Source organism: Dyadobacter sp. BHUBP1 (assembly GCF_050587785.1).
Taxonomy (GTDB): domain Bacteria; phylum Bacteroidota; class Bacteroidia; order Cytophagales; family Spirosomataceae; genus Dyadobacter.
In genome coordinates this window covers 176,995-194,189 of sequence record NZ_JBOBIH010000008.1, presented here as the reverse complement: position 1 = coordinate 194,189, position 17,195 = coordinate 176,995, and the positions used below count along the sequence as shown (strand labels likewise).

Genomic DNA, 17,195 nt, shown 5'->3' with positions numbered 1-17,195 from the left:
TATGCTTACCGAGGCTTCCGTGAATCTGTTACAATCCTATCAAGCCGGCCTGACTTCTTACGACGAGGTGCTGGATCCCAACGGAAAATTGAAGCCGCACTGGCAGGCGCTTTTCGCCACACTGGAAAAGCTGGGCATCGGGGAGCTTCAAAACCGTAATCAGGAGATTATCAGTAAACTGCGGGAAAATGGTGTGACGTACAATGTCTACGGCAGTCCCGACGGCATGAACCGCCCCTGGCAGCTCGACCCGATCCCTTTCCTGATAGAACATCGTGAATGGGATAAGATTTCGAAAGGTTTACAGCAGCGGGCCATATTGCTCGACCTCATTTTGAAGGATATATACGGGCCCAGAAACCTGGTGAAGGACGCAGTTATCCCAGCGGAACTCGTTTTTGAAAACACAGGATTTTTACGGCCTTGCATTGATATCAGAGTACCTGGCCCGCGGCAGCTGACATTGTTCGCGGCCGACATGGCGCGGGGACCGGACGGACAAATGTGGGTGCTCGATAGCCGCACGCAGGCGCCTTCCGGCTCGGGCTACACGCTTGAAAACCGCATTGTGATGAGCAAGCTGTTGCCCGAACTGGCCGACGGTATGTATGTGAGCAAGCTCTCGCCTTTTTTTAACAGCATTCAAAACACGGTACTCAGGCTGTCGGACAAAACCCGCGAGGCCCCCAATATCGTTTATCTTACCCCGGGGCCCGGCAATGAAGCCTATTTTGAGCACGCTTACCTGGCCTCGTACCTGGGTTACACGCTCGCGCAGGGCGACGACCTGCTGGTGCGCAACGGGAGCGTGTGGCTGAAATCCATTGATGGTCTGCAAAAAGTGGATGTGATCGTCCGACGGGTGGACGACGACTGGTGCGATCCGCTGGAACTGCGGGAGGACTCCCGTCTTGGTGTACCAGGGCTTTTGCAGGCGATCCGCCTCGGTAATGTGCAGGTCATGAACCCGCCGGGCTCGGGTGTGCTGGAAAACCATGCTTTTCTCGCATTCATGGAGAATATATGCCAGTATTTTCTGGGAGAAAAGCTGATTATGCCCAACGTCGCCACCTGGTGGTGCGGGCATCAGAAAGAACTTACCTACGTGCTCGACAATATCGGTGAGCTGATCATCAAAAAGGCCAATCGGAAATCCAAATTTGCTTCGATTTATGGCCGGACATTGACCGGTGAAGGAAAAGCCAAGCTGAAAGCGATGATCGCCCAGAGGCCGCACGATTTTATCGCTCAGCAGGAGGTGAGCCTTTCCACGACGCCTTCTTTGATCAACGGCGCGATAGAGCCGCGTTATGCCGCATTGCGGGCATTTCTGGTGGCGGATGAAAACGGTTACCACGTGATGCAGGGTGGACTCACGCGGAGCTCGGCGGTGAAGGACCGGTTTGTGATTTCCAACCAGCAGGGAGGCTTTTCAAAAGACACCTGGATCGTTTCCGACAAATCCGACGAGCCGCAGGAGCGGATTGTCCTGAATACTCCTGCCGCGGTGAACAAGCACGTTTCACTTCCGAGCCGAAGCGCCGAAAACCTTTTTTGGGTAGGGCGGTACTGCGAGCGGACAATGGCGGTGATCAAGTTTATGAACATTACCATCAATGTGCTCAACCTCGATCGCAACTTTGGCGGATCGGCAAAGCAGGAGCACATTAAAGTGCTTTTGCAATCGCTGACGCACGTCTCGGCGACCTATCCCGGGTTTTTGGATGGAGATGAAAAACTGAATGACCCTTACAGGGAAATCATCGCATTGATTTCCGACAACTGCCGCGCAGGGACTGTCGCTTCGAATATTGGCTCGTTTCTGAATGCCGTCGGTGCGGTGAGGAACCAGTGGGAGCTGGAAATCTGGCGCATTGTGGATTTGATCGACAACGGTTACCACGAGATCCGGAATGCGTCATACATGAATAGTACCAACATCCAGCGCACACTCGACGGCCTATTCAATAATATGTTCACGTTCCTGGGGGTAATCGCCGAAAGCATGCCGCGGGACAACAGCTATCTGCTGCTGGAAACGGGGAAGCTAATCGAAAGGATACTATCGAGAATCAGCGTGATCCAGTCGAATTTTGGTGTGGGGCGCTCGGCTGCGGTGGAGAATGAGCTGATCGAGGCGACGTTGATCAACCACCATATGCTGGTGAATTACCGGCAAATTTATAAGTCGCATTTGAGCGTGGAGGCCATGCTGGATATGATTTTGCTGGAACCGCGCTTGCCTTATTCGCTGACCTATATGCTTGATGAGCTGGGCAAAAACCTGGCGGAACTGCCTGCTACCGCACATGGGGAAAGGCTGAACGAGGCCGAAAAGCTCGCATTGAAAGCTTCGACGCTGATCAAACTTTCGAATATTCCGGATCTGACGAAATGTAATGCTGATGACGAGCGGGACGAGCTCTTTACCCTGCTTGGAGAGGTTGCAAGGCTGGTGAGTTCGGTATCCATTTATCTTACCAACCAGTATTTCAGTCACACCTTGATACACCACTCTTTTGAACCGATGGACTACGATACGGATGAAGTATAAGCTGATCCATAAAACCGAATACAAATACGCCGAGGCTGTGAACAACTACCACAGCCTGGTGTGCCTCACGCCACGCACGCTACCCGACCAGCTTTGCCAGGATTTCAGCATTAAAATCACCCCGGAACCGGCGCAAATCAGTGAGCGCGTCGATTTTTACGGTAATACCACGCATTATTTTTCCTTGCACTCACCCCATAAAACGCTGACGGTGCTCACGACAGCCATTGTGGAACGTTTGAAAGAGCGTACAGGCTCGCTGTTCATTCCGTCGTCGGTTACCAGCGGAGAGGCCAGGCAGCGGCTCACAAGCGACCGTGCGACGAAAATTTCGGTTTTGGAATACACATTGCCCAGCCCCCTGGTGAAATGGGACGCCGAGGTCAGGGAATTCGCCAGCGATTGCTTCAATGACAATGCGCCTTTGTACGAATGCATAGCGAAACTCTGCAAAAAGATCTACACCGAATTCAAGTTCGTGCCCGATTTTACGACGGTGAATACACCTATTAAAGAGGTGTTAGCTGCTAAAAAGGGCGTTTGTCAGGATTTTTCACATTTGGCCATTGCCTGTATCCGCAGTTTCGGTTTTGCGGCGCGATATGTGAGCGGCTATCTCGAAACATTACCGCCGCCCGGAAAACCCAAGTTGCAGGGTTCCGACGCTTCGCATGCCTGGATCTCAGTGTTTATCCCCGATTACGGATGGTGCGATTTCGATCCGACTAATAATGTGGTACCGGGAGAAAGGCATATTATCACTGCCTGGGGCCGTGATTATAGCGATGTGCCGCCGCTGAAAGGCATTATTTTCAGCTACGGGAAACACACACTTTCAGTAGAAGTGGACGTGATCCCGATTTAATACCAAAACGGGCCGCATTTACCCCATTTTTTAACAGAATGGTTCCGGGAAAGAATTTGAGAATTGGCCGGTGTTGCCTAATTTTACCAGATCGTTTTGAAATAAGTTTACAAAACCTCTTTTAATGTAACCACGCAGGTCGGTCTGTGTCAGATGCAATGATGCTGCGGTGGTTTCTTCTAAGAATTAATAATTATCAGAATTACGAATGAAAGAAATAGCATTTAGAGATGCCATTCGCGACGCTATGTCGGAAGAGATGCGCCTTGACAAGAGTATTTTTTTGATGGGGGAAGAGGTTGCGGAATACAACGGTGCTTATAAGGCGAGTCAGGGAATGCTCGATGAGTTCGGCCCTGAGCGCGTGATCGATACACCCATCGCGGAGCTTGGCTTTGCGGGGATTGCGGTAGGAGCTGCCGGTAACGGCCTGCGCCCGATCGTCGAGTTTATGACATTCAACTTCTCGCTGGTGGCGATCGATCAGATCATCAACAGCGCGGCTAAGATTCTTTCGATGTCAGGCGGCCAGTACGGTTGCCCGATCGTGTTCCGCGGACCGACCGGTAATGCAGGTCAGCTCGGCGCACAGCACTCGCAGAACTTCGAAAACTGGTTTGCCAACACGCCGGGTCTGAAAGTGGTCGTTCCTTCGAACCCTTACGACGCGAAAGGTCTTTTGAAATCGTCTATCCGCGACAACAACCCGGTGATCTTCATGGAATCGGAGGTGATGTATGGTGATAAAATGGCTGTTCCTGAGGAAGAATACCTTATTCCACTGGGTAAGGCTGATATCAAACGCCAGGGTAAAGATGTTACGATCGTTTCTTTCGGTAAAATGATCCCCCGCGTGGTAATGCCGGCGGTGCTTCAACTGGAAAAAGAAGGTATCGATGTGGAAGTGGTTGATTTGCGCACCGTTCGCCCGATTGACTACGCAACGGTAGTTGAATCTGTTAAGAAAACCAACCGCTGTGTGGTGGTCGAGGAAGCCTGGCCACTGGCTGCTATTTCTTCGGAACTCGCTTACCACATCCAGCGCCATGCATTTGATTATATGGACGCGCCGGTGATCCGTGTGAACAGCCGTGATGTACCGCTTCCATATGCGCCAACATTGATCGAGGAGATCCTGCCTAGCGTGAAGCGCACAGTGGAGGCCGTGAAATCGGTGCTTTATAAATAATCTTCAGAGATTCTCAGCAAAGCCATTACCGATCCAGGTTTTGGCTTTGTTGATTATAGCCCCTGATGTCAGCGTTAGTAAGTTTCTCATTTGAAAGTGGTTATTAATTAAATACTATTCCGAAATAGGCAGAATACTAGTACTTTTGTGCTTTGAACGCTCCTTGATGTAGACTAACAAATCAATTCAGATTATGCAAGAAGAACGAACAAGATATTCAGAGGAAGAATTAAAGGAGTTTGAAGAGCTGATCCGTGGGAAGCTGGAAGCGACAAGAAGTGAGCTCGAATACATTAAAACAGGTTTAAGCAAAAAGAACGATAGCGGCACGGACGTAACAGCCGGCGCGGCCAAGCTTGTGGAGGATGGGGCAGATGCCAGTGAGCGCGAAAATCTGAGCCAGTTGGCCGCTCGTCTCCAAAAATATTCGGTACAGCTCGAAAACGCGCTGATCCGCATTAAAAACGGTACTTACGGCATTTGCATCGACACCGGCAAACTGATCCCGAAAGAGCGTCTGCGCATTGTACCGCATACACAGCAGACTATTGAGGCGAAGCTGAAAAGAGCTAGCTGACATTCATCAAGACCAAATAGGACAGAAAGCGGGTTATTCCAAATGGGATAGCCCGCTTTTTTTGCGATGGTGCAAAGCATGGAGACCTTCGCGCCATTGCTTGCTCTTGCTACTCCGCTTCGCTTCCCAGCACCTCGCGAAAAACTTCCATTAAGCCCTCGGAGGGCTCCTGGCCTTTGTTTTTGGATTTGAAATACTCCTGAAATAATTTCTCCATACTCAGCGAGAGATCGACTTCGGACGACGTATCCGCTACCTCGCTCTTCTTAATCTGTGGAATGATCTGGATAATGCCAGAATGCGCTTCCATAATCCGCTTTTTGTCGGAAGCTTCGAGATAGTTATCGGAAACGATAGTCAGTTCAATTAAATCCTCCGAATGGTCGCTGAGCCATTCGATGGCCTCATCGATGCTATGGAAGCTTTTGCGGCGCAGTTTTTTGCCTTTCAGTAACTCAATGGGCTTGTAACCGACCAACTTTCCGGCCTCTGCTTCGATCAGGATCACATACTTATTTTGATTCGCCTCGGAAAAACTGTAAGCCAACGGGCTGCTGGAATATACGGATGGTGCCGGCATCTTATCGACCTGATGAAACCGGTGCAGATGCCCTAATGCAATGTAATGCACCTGCTTGGGAAAGTTTTCAGTATAAATGGCCTGGGCGCCGCCGATATGCAGGATCGGGCGCTCGTCGTCGGGCTCTTCAGGCATGGGGCCGCCTTTTTGCATCACGAATAAATGCGTGGCAAGCAGGTTAAAGCCCTTGTCATCGAGATATTGGTCGGCCAGATTTTGCCAATGCTCCTGTAAATGAATGCGTAATGCTTCTTCCGACTCTTCCACACCGAGGAAGGTTTTCAAACGCTGTTCGTTCGCGTAAGGCGTGTGCAGCACGCGCAGGGGGAAGGGGGCATTAGGCAGTTTGATTTCAATGAATCCCGGCGCGGTTCTAATAATGTCGACTTGCCCCTGCGTGCAAAACGGCTTGACTTCCGTATTGGGAAAGCCGACAAACAGGATGCCGCAAACCTTCGCAAGCGCGTCGGGTACCTGTATGCGCTCGGGGGAATCGTGGTTGCCGGCAATGGCGATCACGGCGCGGGTGCCGTTAGCAGACAAGCGGTGCAATGTGCTGTACAAAAGCTCGGTCGCTTCCGACGACGGGTTGAAGTTATCGAACAAGTCGCCGGCGATGACGATCGCGTCGACGGCCTCGCGTTCCGCTATTTCGCAAATTTCTTCGAGGACGAGGCGCTGTTCGTCGAGGCGGGAAAAGTTGTCGAGCTTTTTGCCGATATGCCAGTCGGCGGTGTGCAGTATTTTCATCCGTGTCATTAATTTAGCGAAAATAACAGATCATTTCCGAAGTTTTGAAATACATTAAAATCGCTTCCAGTGCATTAAACGGGTTACGTGGGCTATTGCTCTTCGCGCTGGTGAGCGCATTTTGGGGCTGTGGAAGCCCATCCGGGAAGCCCGATGCGGGCGGTATTGCCATTTCATTCGACGATCATTTTATCAAAGAATGGTATCAGCTCAGGCCATTATTTCAGAAATATAATGCCAAAGCGACCTTCTTCATTACCTGTCCGGACAGCCTGAATGCGGAAGAAATAGCGATGCTGAAACAACTTGAAATAGAAGGCCATGAAATCGGTTTCCATGGAACAGTGCATGCGAAATCTACGGAGCTCATGGCCGCGGGCGGACCGAAAGGATATATTGAAACCGAACTGGAACCAGGCTTGCGCCACATGCATGCGGCAGGTTTCAAACCCACTTCCTACGCGCATCCCGGCGGAAACCATAATGATCGCGTCGATTCGGTGCTTTTGGCGAAAGGGTTTACAATTTTACGCGATGTGGCTATTTCGAGGAGAAAATTTAAAGGCTTTCAGCTCTACGCATGGCCGCCGCGTTGGATGAATGCGATTTACTATGCATTCGATGGAGAGCAGAAAGTGGATGCATTGATGATCGATTACGACGAGGTGACCGAAGAGGAGGTTGGAGAGGCGATTCAGGAAGCGAAGGAAAATGGCACTGCATTGATGGTTTTCGGGCATGAACCGCTGTATAGTGCGCCGGAGAATGGTAAATATGGTTTCAATGTCAGTTTTCTGGCGGCGGTTTTGCGTGAGGCGGATCAGCAGAAACTGAAATTCTACACGATGTCGGAACTGCCGAAAGTGAAATAACTAGCGGCCGAACTTGCGGTCCTTGTATGCGAGGAGTGGTTTTTCAATATAATTAAAAGAGAAAGTAGCGACCGCCACCGAGCCGATGAAGCTTACTACATAAAGTACTGCCTGGTAACTCGCATCGCGCCAACCAGGTGCATACATTTCGAACAGATTGATGATCACTACAATCACCGCAACGTGGTAAATGTACAGTCCATAGGAAATTTTACCAAGATGGTCCATCACGGGGTTCCCCAAATGCACGATCGTATTCGGATTGCAGGAAACATTGAGCACGAAGAATGCGAAGAACAGTGCATATACTTCCAGAAAACCAAAGAAATGCACACCTGAGAAGAACAATGCGAGCAGGATCGTGTACGCGAAGATTTGGACGTCTTTCCTGAAAATGAAGTTGAGGAATTTCAATTTATCATTATAAACCAGCCACGCGCACAACCCGCCCAAAGCCATTGTTTGAATGCGGAATTGGCCCAGGAAGGTGGTAATCATGGATTTGCGCGTTTCTTCCGATGGATCGGCCATTTCCAATCCGATATAAAGCAAACCAGCCGTCAGTGCGAGGAAGAAAATGAGTATTGGAATGCGCTTTTTGGGGTACTTGATCAACCATGGCCAGAGGTAATAAAACTGCTCTTCCACGCCGATGGACCAGGTTTGGGCGCACCAATAGGGCAGATCGTAGAGGACGAATGCAAAGTTGGGCAGTACCAAAAGCAGCAACGTGAGGCGCTCGGACAGGTCTACCGTGAGCTTTTCTTCAATGCCGGGATAATAGAAAATCGGGATGTGCGGGAAAACAAAAAACGACAGGCCGATGATCAGGAAGTAGATAGGCCAGATGCGGAATACGCGGCGGAGGTAAAACTTCTTCGCGTCGACATTACCGAACCTGCCGCGCTCTTCGAGGAGCAAATAGGTGATCAAAAAGCCGCTCAATACGAAGAACAGCCCCACACCAAGCCTTCCGGCATGCTGGATAATGGGCATATCGTACACATTGGCAATGCCCAATGCATGCTTGGCCTGTTCGAGGTGGTGAAATACCACCAGCGATGCGGCAATGGCACGGATACCGTTCAGATTCGGGAAATAGCGCTTTTTCTTGTCCACCACCAAGCTTTTTATTCAAACCAGGCCATCCATTTTCCCTGCACCTTCATGACCTGCTCGATCAGGTCGCGAACGGCGCCGCGGCCGCCGTTTTTAGGGGAAATATAATCGGCGATAGCGAGGATCTCGTCAGCTGAGTCGGCCGGGCAGGCGCCCATTACACTTGTGCGCATCACTTCGTAATCGGGCAGGTCGTCGCCCATGAATACGATTTCGTCTTCGGCGAGGCCGGTTTCCGCCAGGTATTTCTTGAAAACGGGCAGTTTGCCGTCCGGTGAGGTGCCAATGAAGATATCGGTAACACCCAGGTATTCGAGTCTTTTCCGGACGCCTACCTGGCTCTGCGCGGAGATGATCGCCACGCGGTAACCCATTCTGATCGCCCGGTTGATGCCGTAACCGTCGCGCACGTTGAAAACGCGGGGCTGCTCACCGGTTTCGAGGGCAATGACGCTACCGTCGGTCATGACGCCGTCAATATCAAAAATAAAGGTAGTAATGCGCTTGAAACGTTCCGTTAAAGTCGAATCCATGAATAGGCGAATTGTGAATCCTGCAAATATAGCCTAACTTTTTTCGTGACGATGCGGCTACTGATTATTTTGAAATGTAGAGGTTGCGGATCTTGTCGGTGAGCAGGCGGTATATTTCGGTGTAGTCCTCGTTGGTTTCCTGTAAATATTCGAGATGGCGCGCGGTGGTTTTCCAGTCGCCTCGCCGCGCCGGACCGGTCTGGCCGATTGAAGGATCGTCGGAAGCCAGGGCCTTGTAAATAGTGGTTTGAATGAGCGGTTTCAGCAGGTCAAAATTGAGCTGTTCGCGTTCGAGGAGATCGTGGGAGATCGTGAGCATGTAGTTGGTGAAATTGCTTGCAAAGACGGCTGCCACATGCAGAATGAAGCGTTCGTCGGAATCCATGCGGGTGACATTATCGCTCACGCTCGATGCCAGCTGCATCAATTTCCCTTCAATGAGCTCATTTCGCGACTCGATGCAGAACGGGAGCTCGCTGTAATCCATTTCGACGTCCTTTGTAAATGTCTGTAAAGGATAGAACACGCCCGTGTGGACATATACGTCGCTGTAAATCTCCACAAGTTTCTGAAATTCAGCCAGAGAGCGTGTGCCCGACGTATGCACAAGGATTACGCCTTCGGGCAGCACAATGCGCTGGATTACGCTCTCGATAGCGTCATCCGTGACGGCGATTACGATCACTTCGGCTTCACTTTCCGAGAAATTGAGATCGGGCTGGATATTGGTATCATATAAGGAAGAAGCCAGCTGACGCGCTTTCTGCGTGTCGCGGCTATACACCTCGCAAATCCAATGCCCCGCATCCTCAAACGCCTGCGCCAGATGCCAGGCTACATTACCAGCGCCTATGAAGGAGATTTTCAATTATCTATCCAATTTTCAAGCTGGATGCCAGCCAGGTTTGCAAAATCTTTTGTGTTGCGAGTGACTAAGGTAAGGCCGTATCGTAACGCGGTTGAGCCAATCAGCAGATCGAATTCACCGATAATCCGGCCGCTTCTTCTTAATCTTGCCTTTTCTTTGGCATAAATAGAAAAACCAGTAACAGTTGGTAAAGTTTGGGCGGAAAAGGCCAGTTCAAATTTGCGAGCCTTTTTCAGGTTCTCTTGATATCTGGCCGGCGAGCTATTTTCAACACCAAATAAAAGTTCTGCAATGGTGATCTCGGAGATGTAGCAGTTAATACGACCGATTTGACGAACCTTCTTTCTTAAGTCAAAGTCTCCTTTCAAATAGTGTATGCAAATATTGGTATCTAATAGGTATTGACTCATAGTTCAATGTCCCTGGGTGAATCACTACGACTCGAATATATCATTTTTACAAGTTCTTCCCCAGTTTCCTCACTTTCCCAACTGCCGAATAAGCTGTCCAAGAGAGCGTCTTTGTATTCATTGCTCTCCGCAATATCTTCGACTACGATCTTCAATTTTCTGTCACCAAAAATGTCCTGAACCGATTTTATAAAACCGTCATCAAGATCCGACGCATTTACCTGAAATGTTTGTTGCATGGCATTTTCAGTTAGTTATTATGCTAATATAATATTTTGTCTATACATAACCCATTCCAGTGCCTTCAATCCACCACCGGCGCCACCTGCTCCGGCGTGGTAATGCCGCCGGGCAGCTCCATGATGCGCATATTGCGGAAATGGATTTCGGCGCCTTCGGCTTCGAGGCAGATGTAGCCTTTCTTGCGCTCGGAGGCGCGGAGGCCGTTGACGAACTTGCCGTTGACGGACAGTTTGACAGTGCCGTCGACGGCCACCACCACATATTTGTTCCACTCGCCCTTGCCTTTGCAGCGCTTTTCCAGGGATTTGCTGCGGATGCCGCGCGGGTTGTCGGGAATGGCGGTCATGCCCATGGTGGGGAAGAGCTCGCCGTGGACGTAGTCTTCGGTTGCATTGTGCTGCGGGGCATATTCGAGTTCGAGCATTTGTACTTCAATGGCCTTAGTGAGCGGGTCGTGTTCCTGAGGGGTACCTTCGCTCCATATGAATATACCCGAGTTGCCACCGGCTTCCATATGTTTCCACTCTACTTCAAGGATGAAGTTTTCGTATTGCCGATCAGAGCGCATGACGCCAATCGGTTTGCCAGAGCATATTAATGTTCCGTTTTTGACTTTCCAGGTTTCTTTGGAGGTGTTCACGTCAACCCATCCGTTCAGGTTTTTACCGTTGAAAAGCGGCACAAATCCCAGCTGATCGGAGCTTTGCGCGAGCAAATTGCCCCCGGATAATCCGCAAAGTAGCAATATAACCGCTTGCAAACGGATAACCCGCAATTTCTTTCGGGTATGAGTTATTATTGTAGCATTCATCATCTAACTATGGGTTCAGCAATGAAAATTTTAAAAGGACTACTGATCATTTTGTTACTGAATGCCACTTCCACACACGCACAATATACTTCCCCGATTGCTGGCGGTGTGGATGTCGGTGCCAGCTTAGGGAGCAACTCCTGGGCACCCTCTATGATGTATCACGAGGAAATAGGTTCGCAGCGGCTACCCTGGTTGCGGATTGGTGTCGGTTTCAGGGCATGGGGGCTCTACGGCGGTAGGGCAAACCTTTACACCGAGCGTATTGCGGGTATCAAGGACTATCTGGAGTACCGGGATGTTTCTGTCAACGGGCTCAGCTTTATCGCAGGTGTGAACGTAAGTTTCTGGAAACTCGATATTGGTGTGAATACCGATCTGATCGGGCTGACTTACGGCTCGAAAAGGCACGCGTATTATGAGAAGAATGTTCCCACAACCGGTACCGGCGCGCCCCATTATAATCAGTGGCTAGCCAGCAAGCCCACGCTCTTCAATGCATTGCCGTTAGCGCTGCGCAGGAACACCGGGCAGTCGGAAGCATTTGTGCGTTTGATGGCAACCCGGAGGGTGGGTGTGAAGCTCGGTTACACTTATACCCGACTTACGTATACTACGAAAAAAAGCGACGGTTTCAACGTTTACCTCGATAACAACCAGCGACATGTGTCCAAACTTTACGGCCTTCCATACGTCGCATTGGCCTTTGCAGTAGGGAATTGACAAATGAATTTCACAAACATACTTGTAATTCAATTTGTTAAACTCTATATTTGCACTCCCATTTTGCGATGGACTGTCTTGTTACAGTGTAAATTATTGAAAATCAATTTAATTTTTTGTTAATCGTGGATACGTTAAGCTACAAAACCATCTCGGCGAACAAAAACACAGTAAACAAGGAGTGGATTGTTGTGGATGCTGAAAATGCAGTTCTTGGTCGTCTGGCCAGCGAAGTTGCTAAAATTATCAGAGGCAAACACAAAGCAAGCTACACTCCTCACGTGGATTGTGGTGATAACGTTATCGTTATCAACGCCGATAAGATCAAGTTGACAGGTAAGAAAATGACGGACAAGGTTTATGTTCGCCACACAGGTTACCCAGGAGGTCAACGTTTTCAAACTCCTCGCGAGTTGCTCGAAAAACACCCTGAGCGTGTGATCGAGAAAGCCGTGAAAGGCATGCTTCCAAAGAACCGTTTGGGACGTCGTTTATTTACAAACCTGTTTGTTTACGCTGCCGCAGAACACCCGCACAGCGCACAGCAACCAAAGCAAATCCAATTGTAATTCATGGAAGTGATCAACACAATAGGTAGAAGAAAAACAGCCGTTGCTCGTATTTACCTTACACCCGGTAAAGGCGATATTAAAGTAAACGGTCGTGATTACAAAGAATATTTCCCATTTGAAGTACACCAGATCGTGTTGCAACAACCGTTCGCGACAATCTCAGGTGGAAATGGTTACGATATCAAAGTAAACGTAAGAGGTGGTGGAATCTCAGGCCAGGCGGAAGCTATCCGTATGGCGGTTTCACGTGCACTGGTTCAATACAACGGCGAATTCCGTGGCGCATTGAAAAAAGAAGGATTCCTTACCCGTGACCCACGTATGGTTGAGCGTAAGAAATACGGACGCGCTAAGGCTCGCAGAAGATTCCAGTTCTCGAAACGTTAATAAGTGGAAAGTCCAGAGTCCAGGAGTTCAAAGTTTATTTTGTCACTTTAAACTCATTTACTCATAAACTTTCAACGCAAATTGTCCAGACGTCGCTTATCGTGCCCGATGCTTCGTGCTGCGTAACAAGTCTAAAAATATTTTAAATCAAATTTGGCAATGGCACAAATAGAATATAAAGAACTATTGGATGCAGGTGTCCACTTTGGTCACCTTACCCGCAAGTGGGATCCACGGATGGCTCCGTATATCTTCATGGAGAAGAACGGGATCCACATCATTGACCTGAACAAAACTTTGAGCTGCTTGAACGAAGCGGAAGCTGCGTTGAAACAGATCGTTCGTTCAGGACGTAAGATCATGTTTGTTGCTACTAAAAAACAAGCGCAGGAAATCGTAACGGAAGAGGCAAAACGCCTTAAAATGCCTTACGTAACCGATCGTTGGTTGGGTGGTATGCTGACAAACTTTGGCACGATTCGCAAGTCTTTGAAAAAAATGCAGACTCTCGAGAAGATGCTGAAAGACGAAGCCACGGTTAGCAATATTGCGAAGAGAGAACGCCTGATGCTTACACGTGAAAAGGAGAAACTGGAAAGAGTACTAGGTGGTGTAGCGGACCTTACTCGCCTTCCAGCGGCACTTTTCATCGTTGATGTAAAACGCGAGCACATTGCGGTAGCAGAAGCAAAAAGATTGAACATCCCTATTTTTGCGATCTGCGATACCAACTCAAACCCTGAATTGGTTGACTTCCCAATCCCATCCAACGACGATGCTTACAAAGCAATCTCGTTGATTACCCTGGCGATCGGAAAGGCTATCGAAGAAGGTTTGATGGAACGCAAACAAGACAAAGACGATCAGCGCCTGGTTGAGGAAGAAGAAGCTAAACGCGCAGCTGACAAAGGTGAAGAGGCAGCCCCTCGCGCCGAAGTTGCGGCAGAAGCAGAAGTTGCTGAATCCGACGAAGAGTAAAAAGGGCAATATGGCGTAGTGTTAAATGACCCGCCATACTTGACATATACGGTAGCCCATAGCCTCTTGCTATGGGCTACGTTTTTTTAAAATTCTCCGAAATGCGATTCCTTAACCAATTGATAATCTCCGGTTAAAGGCCATTTCAATTCAAACATTAATACAAAATTCTTATCAGATCATGGCAATTACCGCACAAGATGTAAACAAACTCCGCCAAATGACCGGCGCGGGCATGATGGATTGTAAAAAAGCCCTGCAGGAAGCAGATGGCGATTTCGACAAAGCCGTTGATATTCTCCGTAAACAAGGACAGAAAGTTGCTGCAAAACGTGCTGACAACGCTGTATCAGAAGGAACTGTTCTGATCAACATCAGCGCTGACGGTACCAACGGTAAACTCGTTGCTTTGGCTTGCGAAACTGAGCCCGTATCGAACGTGGAAGATTTCAAAAACCTTGCGCAATCTATCCTTGACAAAGCCGTAGCGGATAACATCGCTGACAAAGATGCCCTTCTGGCTGCGACTTTGGCTGACGGCCGTCCTGTGTCTGAGCACATGGTGGAGCTTACAGGTAAACTGGGTGAAAAACTGGAAATCACTGCCTATGAAAACGTTTCTGCGGACAAAGTGGTGCCTTATATCCACTCAAACGGTAAACTGGGCGTGTTGGTAGCATTTGCAGGTGTAAACGGAACGGACGTTTCCGAGCTTGGTAAAGACGTGGCTATGCAGATTGCTGCCATGAAGCCGGTTGCACTTGACAAGGATGGCATCGACGCTGCTACTATCGAGCGCGAAATCGAAGTAGGTAAAGAGCAGGCTCGTGCGGAAGGCAAGCCTGAGGCAATGCTTGAGAAAATCGCTCAGGGTAAATTGCAGAAGTTCTACAAAGACAGCACCCTGTTGAACCAGGAGTTCGTGAAAGATTCTTCACTGACTATCCGCCAGCTGCTTGAGAAAACTTCAAAGGGTTTGACGGTAACTACTTTCAAACGTGTAGCGATCGGCGGATAAGCCTTTTCAGCAATAAATATATTGACAACGCCTGGTATCTAATTTGTATACCAGGCGTTGTTTTTTCATATTTACAGAAAGTTAAATGCAATTTATTTTTCGACACACGCTATCGGCGGCATTTCATCAGGCAGAATGGTTGAAACACGGAGCATTTCCTGTTCGGAGCATAATTCGACAGATGAAGAATTAGTTAGACTCTTCCTCGAATCAAGGGACAATCGTCATTTCCAGAAACTTTACGAGCGTTACGCCGTGAAGGTTTATCAAAAATGCGTCACACTCACCAAAGACGCTACCCGGGCCGAAGACATTATGCACGATGTCTTTCTTAAACTGATCCACAAAATGAGTTCGTTTAAGAGCGGCGCCAAATTCTCCACCTGGCTTTTTACCATCACTCATAACCATTGTATGGATCTCGCACGCGGGAGTAAGCGCAGGGTTATACTGGTGCACGAGGCTGATACGCCTGAATGCCTCGGGAAGGAAGAACTTTGTTTGCAAGGGCTGTTTGAGGAAGAAGTCAATCTGCTAATGTTGAAAGAAGCGCTTGATTTGCTGGGGCTCGAAGATAAGGCGATGATCTATCTGCGTTATCTCGATGATCGGAGCATACGTGACATTGCAAGCCTCTTCAAAATCACTGAAAGTGCGGTTAAAATGCGCCTGATGCGGTCACGCAGGAAGCTTCGCAAATGGTACCATAGATTTTCCGAAGGGGGCAAATTTTTTTTGAAAGCGTCAGAAATTGCTTTACTTTGGCCGTAACCTCCTCATTTGTTAGTTGTAAACCGTGGAAATTTAATGAGTATTGTCCCACTAAACACATTGACTATGAGCCAAAAACTCCAACGAACATCCTTTATTGCTTTAACTTTACTCGCACTTCTGACATTCCCGGCCTTTTCCCAAAACAAAGTTGATCTCTCCAATTCGATCAATTCCGGCCGTTTGAAAACTGCTAATGACACTGCCTGGCACAAAATCGAATTTGGTGCTAACCTGAACCAGGGTTCTTTCAGTTCCAACTGGACAGGCGGCGGCGTAAACTCAATTGCGCTGGGTCTTTTCCTGAATGCATTGAACGAGAAAAAAGTAGGTAAGAACTCCTGGCGGAACGACTTCCAGGGACAGTATGGTATCGTCCGTAACAAAGGCCAGCAAAGCCGCAAAAACGTCGACCGGATATTCTTCGATACCAAGTACAACCGCGAATTGACAGCGAAATGGAGCCTTTTCGCCAATGTCAACTTCCTTTCGCAGTTTGGTAACGGTTATGAGTATTCTTCCGAGTCGGATACGGTTAAGTTCAAGAAAAAGGTATCCGGAATACTTGCTCCCGCCTATCTGACCGAGGCGATCGGTATCGAATACCGCCCGGTGCCCTATTTCTTTGTTGATCTCGCGCCGGGCGCACTGCGGCAGACCATCGTGATTGATGAGGATTTGTATGTAAACACGCCTGATCAGAAAAATTATGGCGTGCCCATTGGCAAGAAGGTGCGTACGGAAGCCGCGTTGATCCAGCTCGTAGCCAATTTTGATAAGGATATCGCGAAGGACGTCAACCTGAAATTCCGGTACCTGATGTTCTCGAGCTTCAAGCACCCTTTGAATATAGACAACCGTTTGGACGCCCAGCTGACAGCGAAGATCAACAAGTATGTCAATGTCAATCTAGGTGCTATTATGGTTTACGACGAAGACCAGAGCAACAAGATCCAGTTCGCTCAGGCCCTCAGCATAGGCTTTTTGTTTGCTTTTTAATCTATCAACTAACCTCATCTTGTTATGCTAAAGGAGTTTAAAACTTTCATTGCCCAAGGCAATGTGCTGGATCTCGCTGTCGGTGTCGTCATTGGTGCGGCATTCGGAAAAATCACGACTTCGCTGGTGGAAGACATTCTCAACCCGATCCTGGGTCTCATCCTCGGCGGTGTGGATTTTACACAACTCAAAGTTGTGCTGAAAGAAGCTGTCGGCGAAACCCCGGAAGTAGCGATCCGGTATGGAAACTTTATCCAGACTCTCATTCAATTCCTGCTCATCGCCTGGGTGATATTCCTGATCGTAAAAGCGGCCAACCGGTTGAAATTATCGCAATCATTGAAGAAAGAGTAGAAGTAGTTTAGAGATCATAAAT

General features: G+C 48.8%; 20 protein-coding genes. 13 read left to right on the top strand and 7 right to left on the bottom strand.

What is annotated here, in order from left to right; genetic code table 11:
- Position 1: 1 nt before the first annotated feature.
- The 4 genes from ACQ4MZ_RS26015 to ACQ4MZ_RS26000 all read left to right on the top strand — a co-directional run bounded on the left by ACQ4MZ_RS26015 (position 2) and on the right by ACQ4MZ_RS26000 (position 5,185).
- The gene (locus ACQ4MZ_RS26015) at positions 2-2,554 is read left to right on the top strand and encodes a circularly permuted type 2 ATP-grasp protein (protein ID WP_430850071.1); all 2,553 of its coding nucleotides are present in this window, start codon (positions 2-4) and stop codon (positions 2,552-2,554) included.
- A complete protein-coding gene (locus ACQ4MZ_RS26010; protein WP_430850069.1) occupies positions 2,544-3,419 on the top strand; it encodes a transglutaminase family protein in 876 nt (291 codons plus the stop codon). Before ACQ4MZ_RS26015 ends, ACQ4MZ_RS26010 begins: the two co-directional genes overlap by 11 nt.
- Positions 3,420-3,627: 208 nt before the next feature.
- Entirely contained in the window at positions 3,628-4,608 is a 981-nt protein-coding gene (locus ACQ4MZ_RS26005) for a pyruvate dehydrogenase complex E1 component subunit beta (RefSeq protein WP_430850067.1), read from the top strand.
- 190 nt (positions 4,609-4,798) lie between these two features.
- On the top strand, positions 4,799-5,185 hold the full coding sequence (locus tag ACQ4MZ_RS26000) for a TraR/DksA family transcriptional regulator (RefSeq protein WP_106595637.1): 387 nt from the start codon (positions 4,799-4,801) through the stop codon (positions 5,183-5,185).
- Positions 5,186-5,294: 109 nt separating this feature from the next.
- Here the strand turns inward: ACQ4MZ_RS26000 and ACQ4MZ_RS25995 are convergent, their stop codons facing one another.
- Positions 5,295-6,515, bottom strand: coding sequence for a metallophosphoesterase family protein (locus ACQ4MZ_RS25995; RefSeq protein WP_430850065.1), 1,221 nt, complete (start codon positions 6,513-6,515; stop codon positions 5,295-5,297).
- Positions 6,516-6,559: 44 nt separating this feature from the next.
- Between ACQ4MZ_RS25995 and ACQ4MZ_RS25990 the strand changes: the two genes are divergently transcribed.
- Positions 6,560-7,387 (top strand): polysaccharide deacetylase family protein, encoded by an 828-nt coding sequence (locus tag ACQ4MZ_RS25990; protein ID WP_430850063.1) that lies wholly within the window; start codon positions 6,560-6,562, stop codon positions 7,385-7,387.
- On the opposite strand, the gene ACQ4MZ_RS25985 is transcribed toward ACQ4MZ_RS25990, so the two are convergent.
- From ACQ4MZ_RS25985 to ACQ4MZ_RS25960, 6 genes are all read right to left on the bottom strand, one after another.
- On the bottom strand, positions 7,388-8,506 hold the full coding sequence (locus ACQ4MZ_RS25985) for an acyltransferase family protein (protein ID WP_430850061.1): 1,119 nt from the start codon (positions 8,504-8,506) through the stop codon (positions 7,388-7,390).
- Between the two features lie 11 nt (positions 8,507-8,517).
- A complete protein-coding gene (locus ACQ4MZ_RS25980; RefSeq protein WP_430850059.1) occupies positions 8,518-9,039 on the bottom strand; it encodes a KdsC family phosphatase in 522 nt (173 codons plus the stop codon).
- 64 nt (positions 9,040-9,103) lie between these two features.
- Positions 9,104-9,907, bottom strand: a complete 804-nt coding sequence (locus tag ACQ4MZ_RS25975) for a Rossmann-like and DUF2520 domain-containing protein (protein WP_430850057.1) — start codon at positions 9,905-9,907, stop codon at positions 9,104-9,106.
- Positions 9,904-10,317: a type II toxin-antitoxin system VapC family toxin gene (locus ACQ4MZ_RS25970; RefSeq protein ID WP_430850055.1), complete on the bottom strand. Its 414-nt coding sequence runs from the start codon at positions 10,315-10,317 to the stop codon at positions 9,904-9,906. Before ACQ4MZ_RS25970 ends, ACQ4MZ_RS25975 begins: the two co-directional genes overlap by 4 nt.
- Positions 10,314-10,556 carry a hypothetical protein gene (locus tag ACQ4MZ_RS25965; RefSeq protein WP_430850053.1) on the bottom strand — a complete coding sequence of 81 codons (243 nt, stop codon included), beginning with the start codon at positions 10,554-10,556 and terminating at the stop codon, positions 10,314-10,316. The genes ACQ4MZ_RS25970 and ACQ4MZ_RS25965 overlap by 4 nt, the downstream gene beginning before the upstream one ends.
- Before the next feature lie 65 nt (positions 10,557-10,621).
- The gene (locus ACQ4MZ_RS25960; protein WP_430850051.1) at positions 10,622-11,275 is read right to left on the bottom strand and encodes a 3-keto-disaccharide hydrolase; all 654 of its coding nucleotides are present in this window, start codon (positions 11,273-11,275) and stop codon (positions 10,622-10,624) included.
- A gap of 117 nt (positions 11,276-11,392) precedes the next feature.
- Here ACQ4MZ_RS25960 and ACQ4MZ_RS25955 point away from each other — a divergent pair, with 117 nt between their 5' ends.
- From ACQ4MZ_RS25955 to mscL, 8 genes are all read left to right on the top strand, one after another.
- The gene (locus ACQ4MZ_RS25955) at positions 11,393-12,094 is read left to right on the top strand and encodes a hypothetical protein (protein ID WP_430850049.1); all 702 of its coding nucleotides are present in this window, start codon (positions 11,393-11,395) and stop codon (positions 12,092-12,094) included.
- 125 nt (positions 12,095-12,219) lie between these two features.
- Positions 12,220-12,663, top strand: a complete 444-nt coding sequence (gene rplM / locus ACQ4MZ_RS25950; protein ID WP_026350982.1) for a 50S ribosomal protein L13 — start codon at positions 12,220-12,222, stop codon at positions 12,661-12,663.
- Positions 12,664-12,666: 3 nt separating this feature from the next.
- Positions 12,667-13,053, top strand: coding sequence for a 30S ribosomal protein S9 (gene rpsI / locus ACQ4MZ_RS25945; RefSeq protein WP_015812950.1), 387 nt, complete (start codon positions 12,667-12,669; stop codon positions 13,051-13,053).
- A gap of 159 nt (positions 13,054-13,212) precedes the next feature.
- Positions 13,213-14,031, top strand: coding sequence for a 30S ribosomal protein S2 (rpsB, locus tag ACQ4MZ_RS25940; protein ID WP_090382083.1), 819 nt, complete (start codon positions 13,213-13,215; stop codon positions 14,029-14,031).
- Positions 14,032-14,212: 181 nt separating this feature from the next.
- Entirely contained in the window at positions 14,213-15,049 is an 837-nt protein-coding gene (gene tsf, locus ACQ4MZ_RS25935) for a translation elongation factor Ts (RefSeq protein ID WP_430850046.1), read from the top strand.
- Positions 15,050-15,184: 135 nt separating this feature from the next.
- Positions 15,185-15,820 (top strand): RNA polymerase sigma factor, encoded by a 636-nt coding sequence (locus ACQ4MZ_RS25930; protein ID WP_430850044.1) that lies wholly within the window; start codon positions 15,185-15,187, stop codon positions 15,818-15,820.
- A 66-nt stretch (positions 15,821-15,886) separates the two neighbouring features.
- On the top strand, positions 15,887-16,819 hold the full coding sequence (locus tag ACQ4MZ_RS25925) for a DUF3078 domain-containing protein (protein ID WP_430850042.1): 933 nt from the start codon (positions 15,887-15,889) through the stop codon (positions 16,817-16,819).
- 24 nt (positions 16,820-16,843) lie between these two features.
- Positions 16,844-17,173, top strand: a complete 330-nt coding sequence (mscL, locus tag ACQ4MZ_RS25920) for a large-conductance mechanosensitive channel protein MscL (RefSeq protein WP_223400702.1) — start codon at positions 16,844-16,846, stop codon at positions 17,171-17,173.
- Positions 17,174-17,195: the final 22 nt, after the last annotated feature.

Coding starts and splice junctions, on each gene's coding strand:
- ACQ4MZ_RS26015 (WP_430850071.1), top strand. CDS start 2: ATGCTTACCGAGGCTTCCGTGAATCTGTTACAATCCTATCAAGCCGGC.
- ACQ4MZ_RS26010 (WP_430850069.1), top strand. CDS start 2,544: ATGAAGTATAAGCTGATCCATAAAACCGAATACAAATACGCCGAGGCT.
- ACQ4MZ_RS26005 (WP_430850067.1), top strand. CDS start 3,628: ATGAAAGAAATAGCATTTAGAGATGCCATTCGCGACGCTATGTCGGAA.
- ACQ4MZ_RS25995 (WP_430850065.1), bottom strand. CDS start 6,515: ATGAAAATACTGCACACCGCCGACTGGCATATCGGCAAAAAGCTCGAC.
- ACQ4MZ_RS25980 (WP_430850059.1), bottom strand. CDS start 9,039: ATGGATTCGACTTTAACGGAACGTTTCAAGCGCATTACTACCTTTATT.
- ACQ4MZ_RS25970 (WP_430850055.1), bottom strand. CDS start 10,317: ATGAGTCAATACCTATTAGATACCAATATTTGCATACACTATTTGAAA.
- ACQ4MZ_RS25965 (WP_430850053.1), bottom strand. CDS start 10,556: ATGCAACAAACATTTCAGGTAAATGCGTCGGATCTTGATGACGGTTTT.
- ACQ4MZ_RS25955 (WP_430850049.1), top strand. CDS start 11,393: ATGAAAATTTTAAAAGGACTACTGATCATTTTGTTACTGAATGCCACT.
- rpsI (WP_015812950.1), top strand. CDS start 12,667: ATGGAAGTGATCAACACAATAGGTAGAAGAAAAACAGCCGTTGCTCGT.
- rpsB (WP_090382083.1), top strand. CDS start 13,213: ATGGCACAAATAGAATATAAAGAACTATTGGATGCAGGTGTCCACTTT.
- tsf (WP_430850046.1), top strand. CDS start 14,213: ATGGCAATTACCGCACAAGATGTAAACAAACTCCGCCAAATGACCGGC.
- ACQ4MZ_RS25930 (WP_430850044.1), top strand. CDS start 15,185: ATGGTTGAAACACGGAGCATTTCCTGTTCGGAGCATAATTCGACAGAT.
- ACQ4MZ_RS25925 (WP_430850042.1), top strand. CDS start 15,887: ATGAGCCAAAAACTCCAACGAACATCCTTTATTGCTTTAACTTTACTC.
- mscL (WP_223400702.1), top strand. CDS start 16,844: ATGCTAAAGGAGTTTAAAACTTTCATTGCCCAAGGCAATGTGCTGGAT.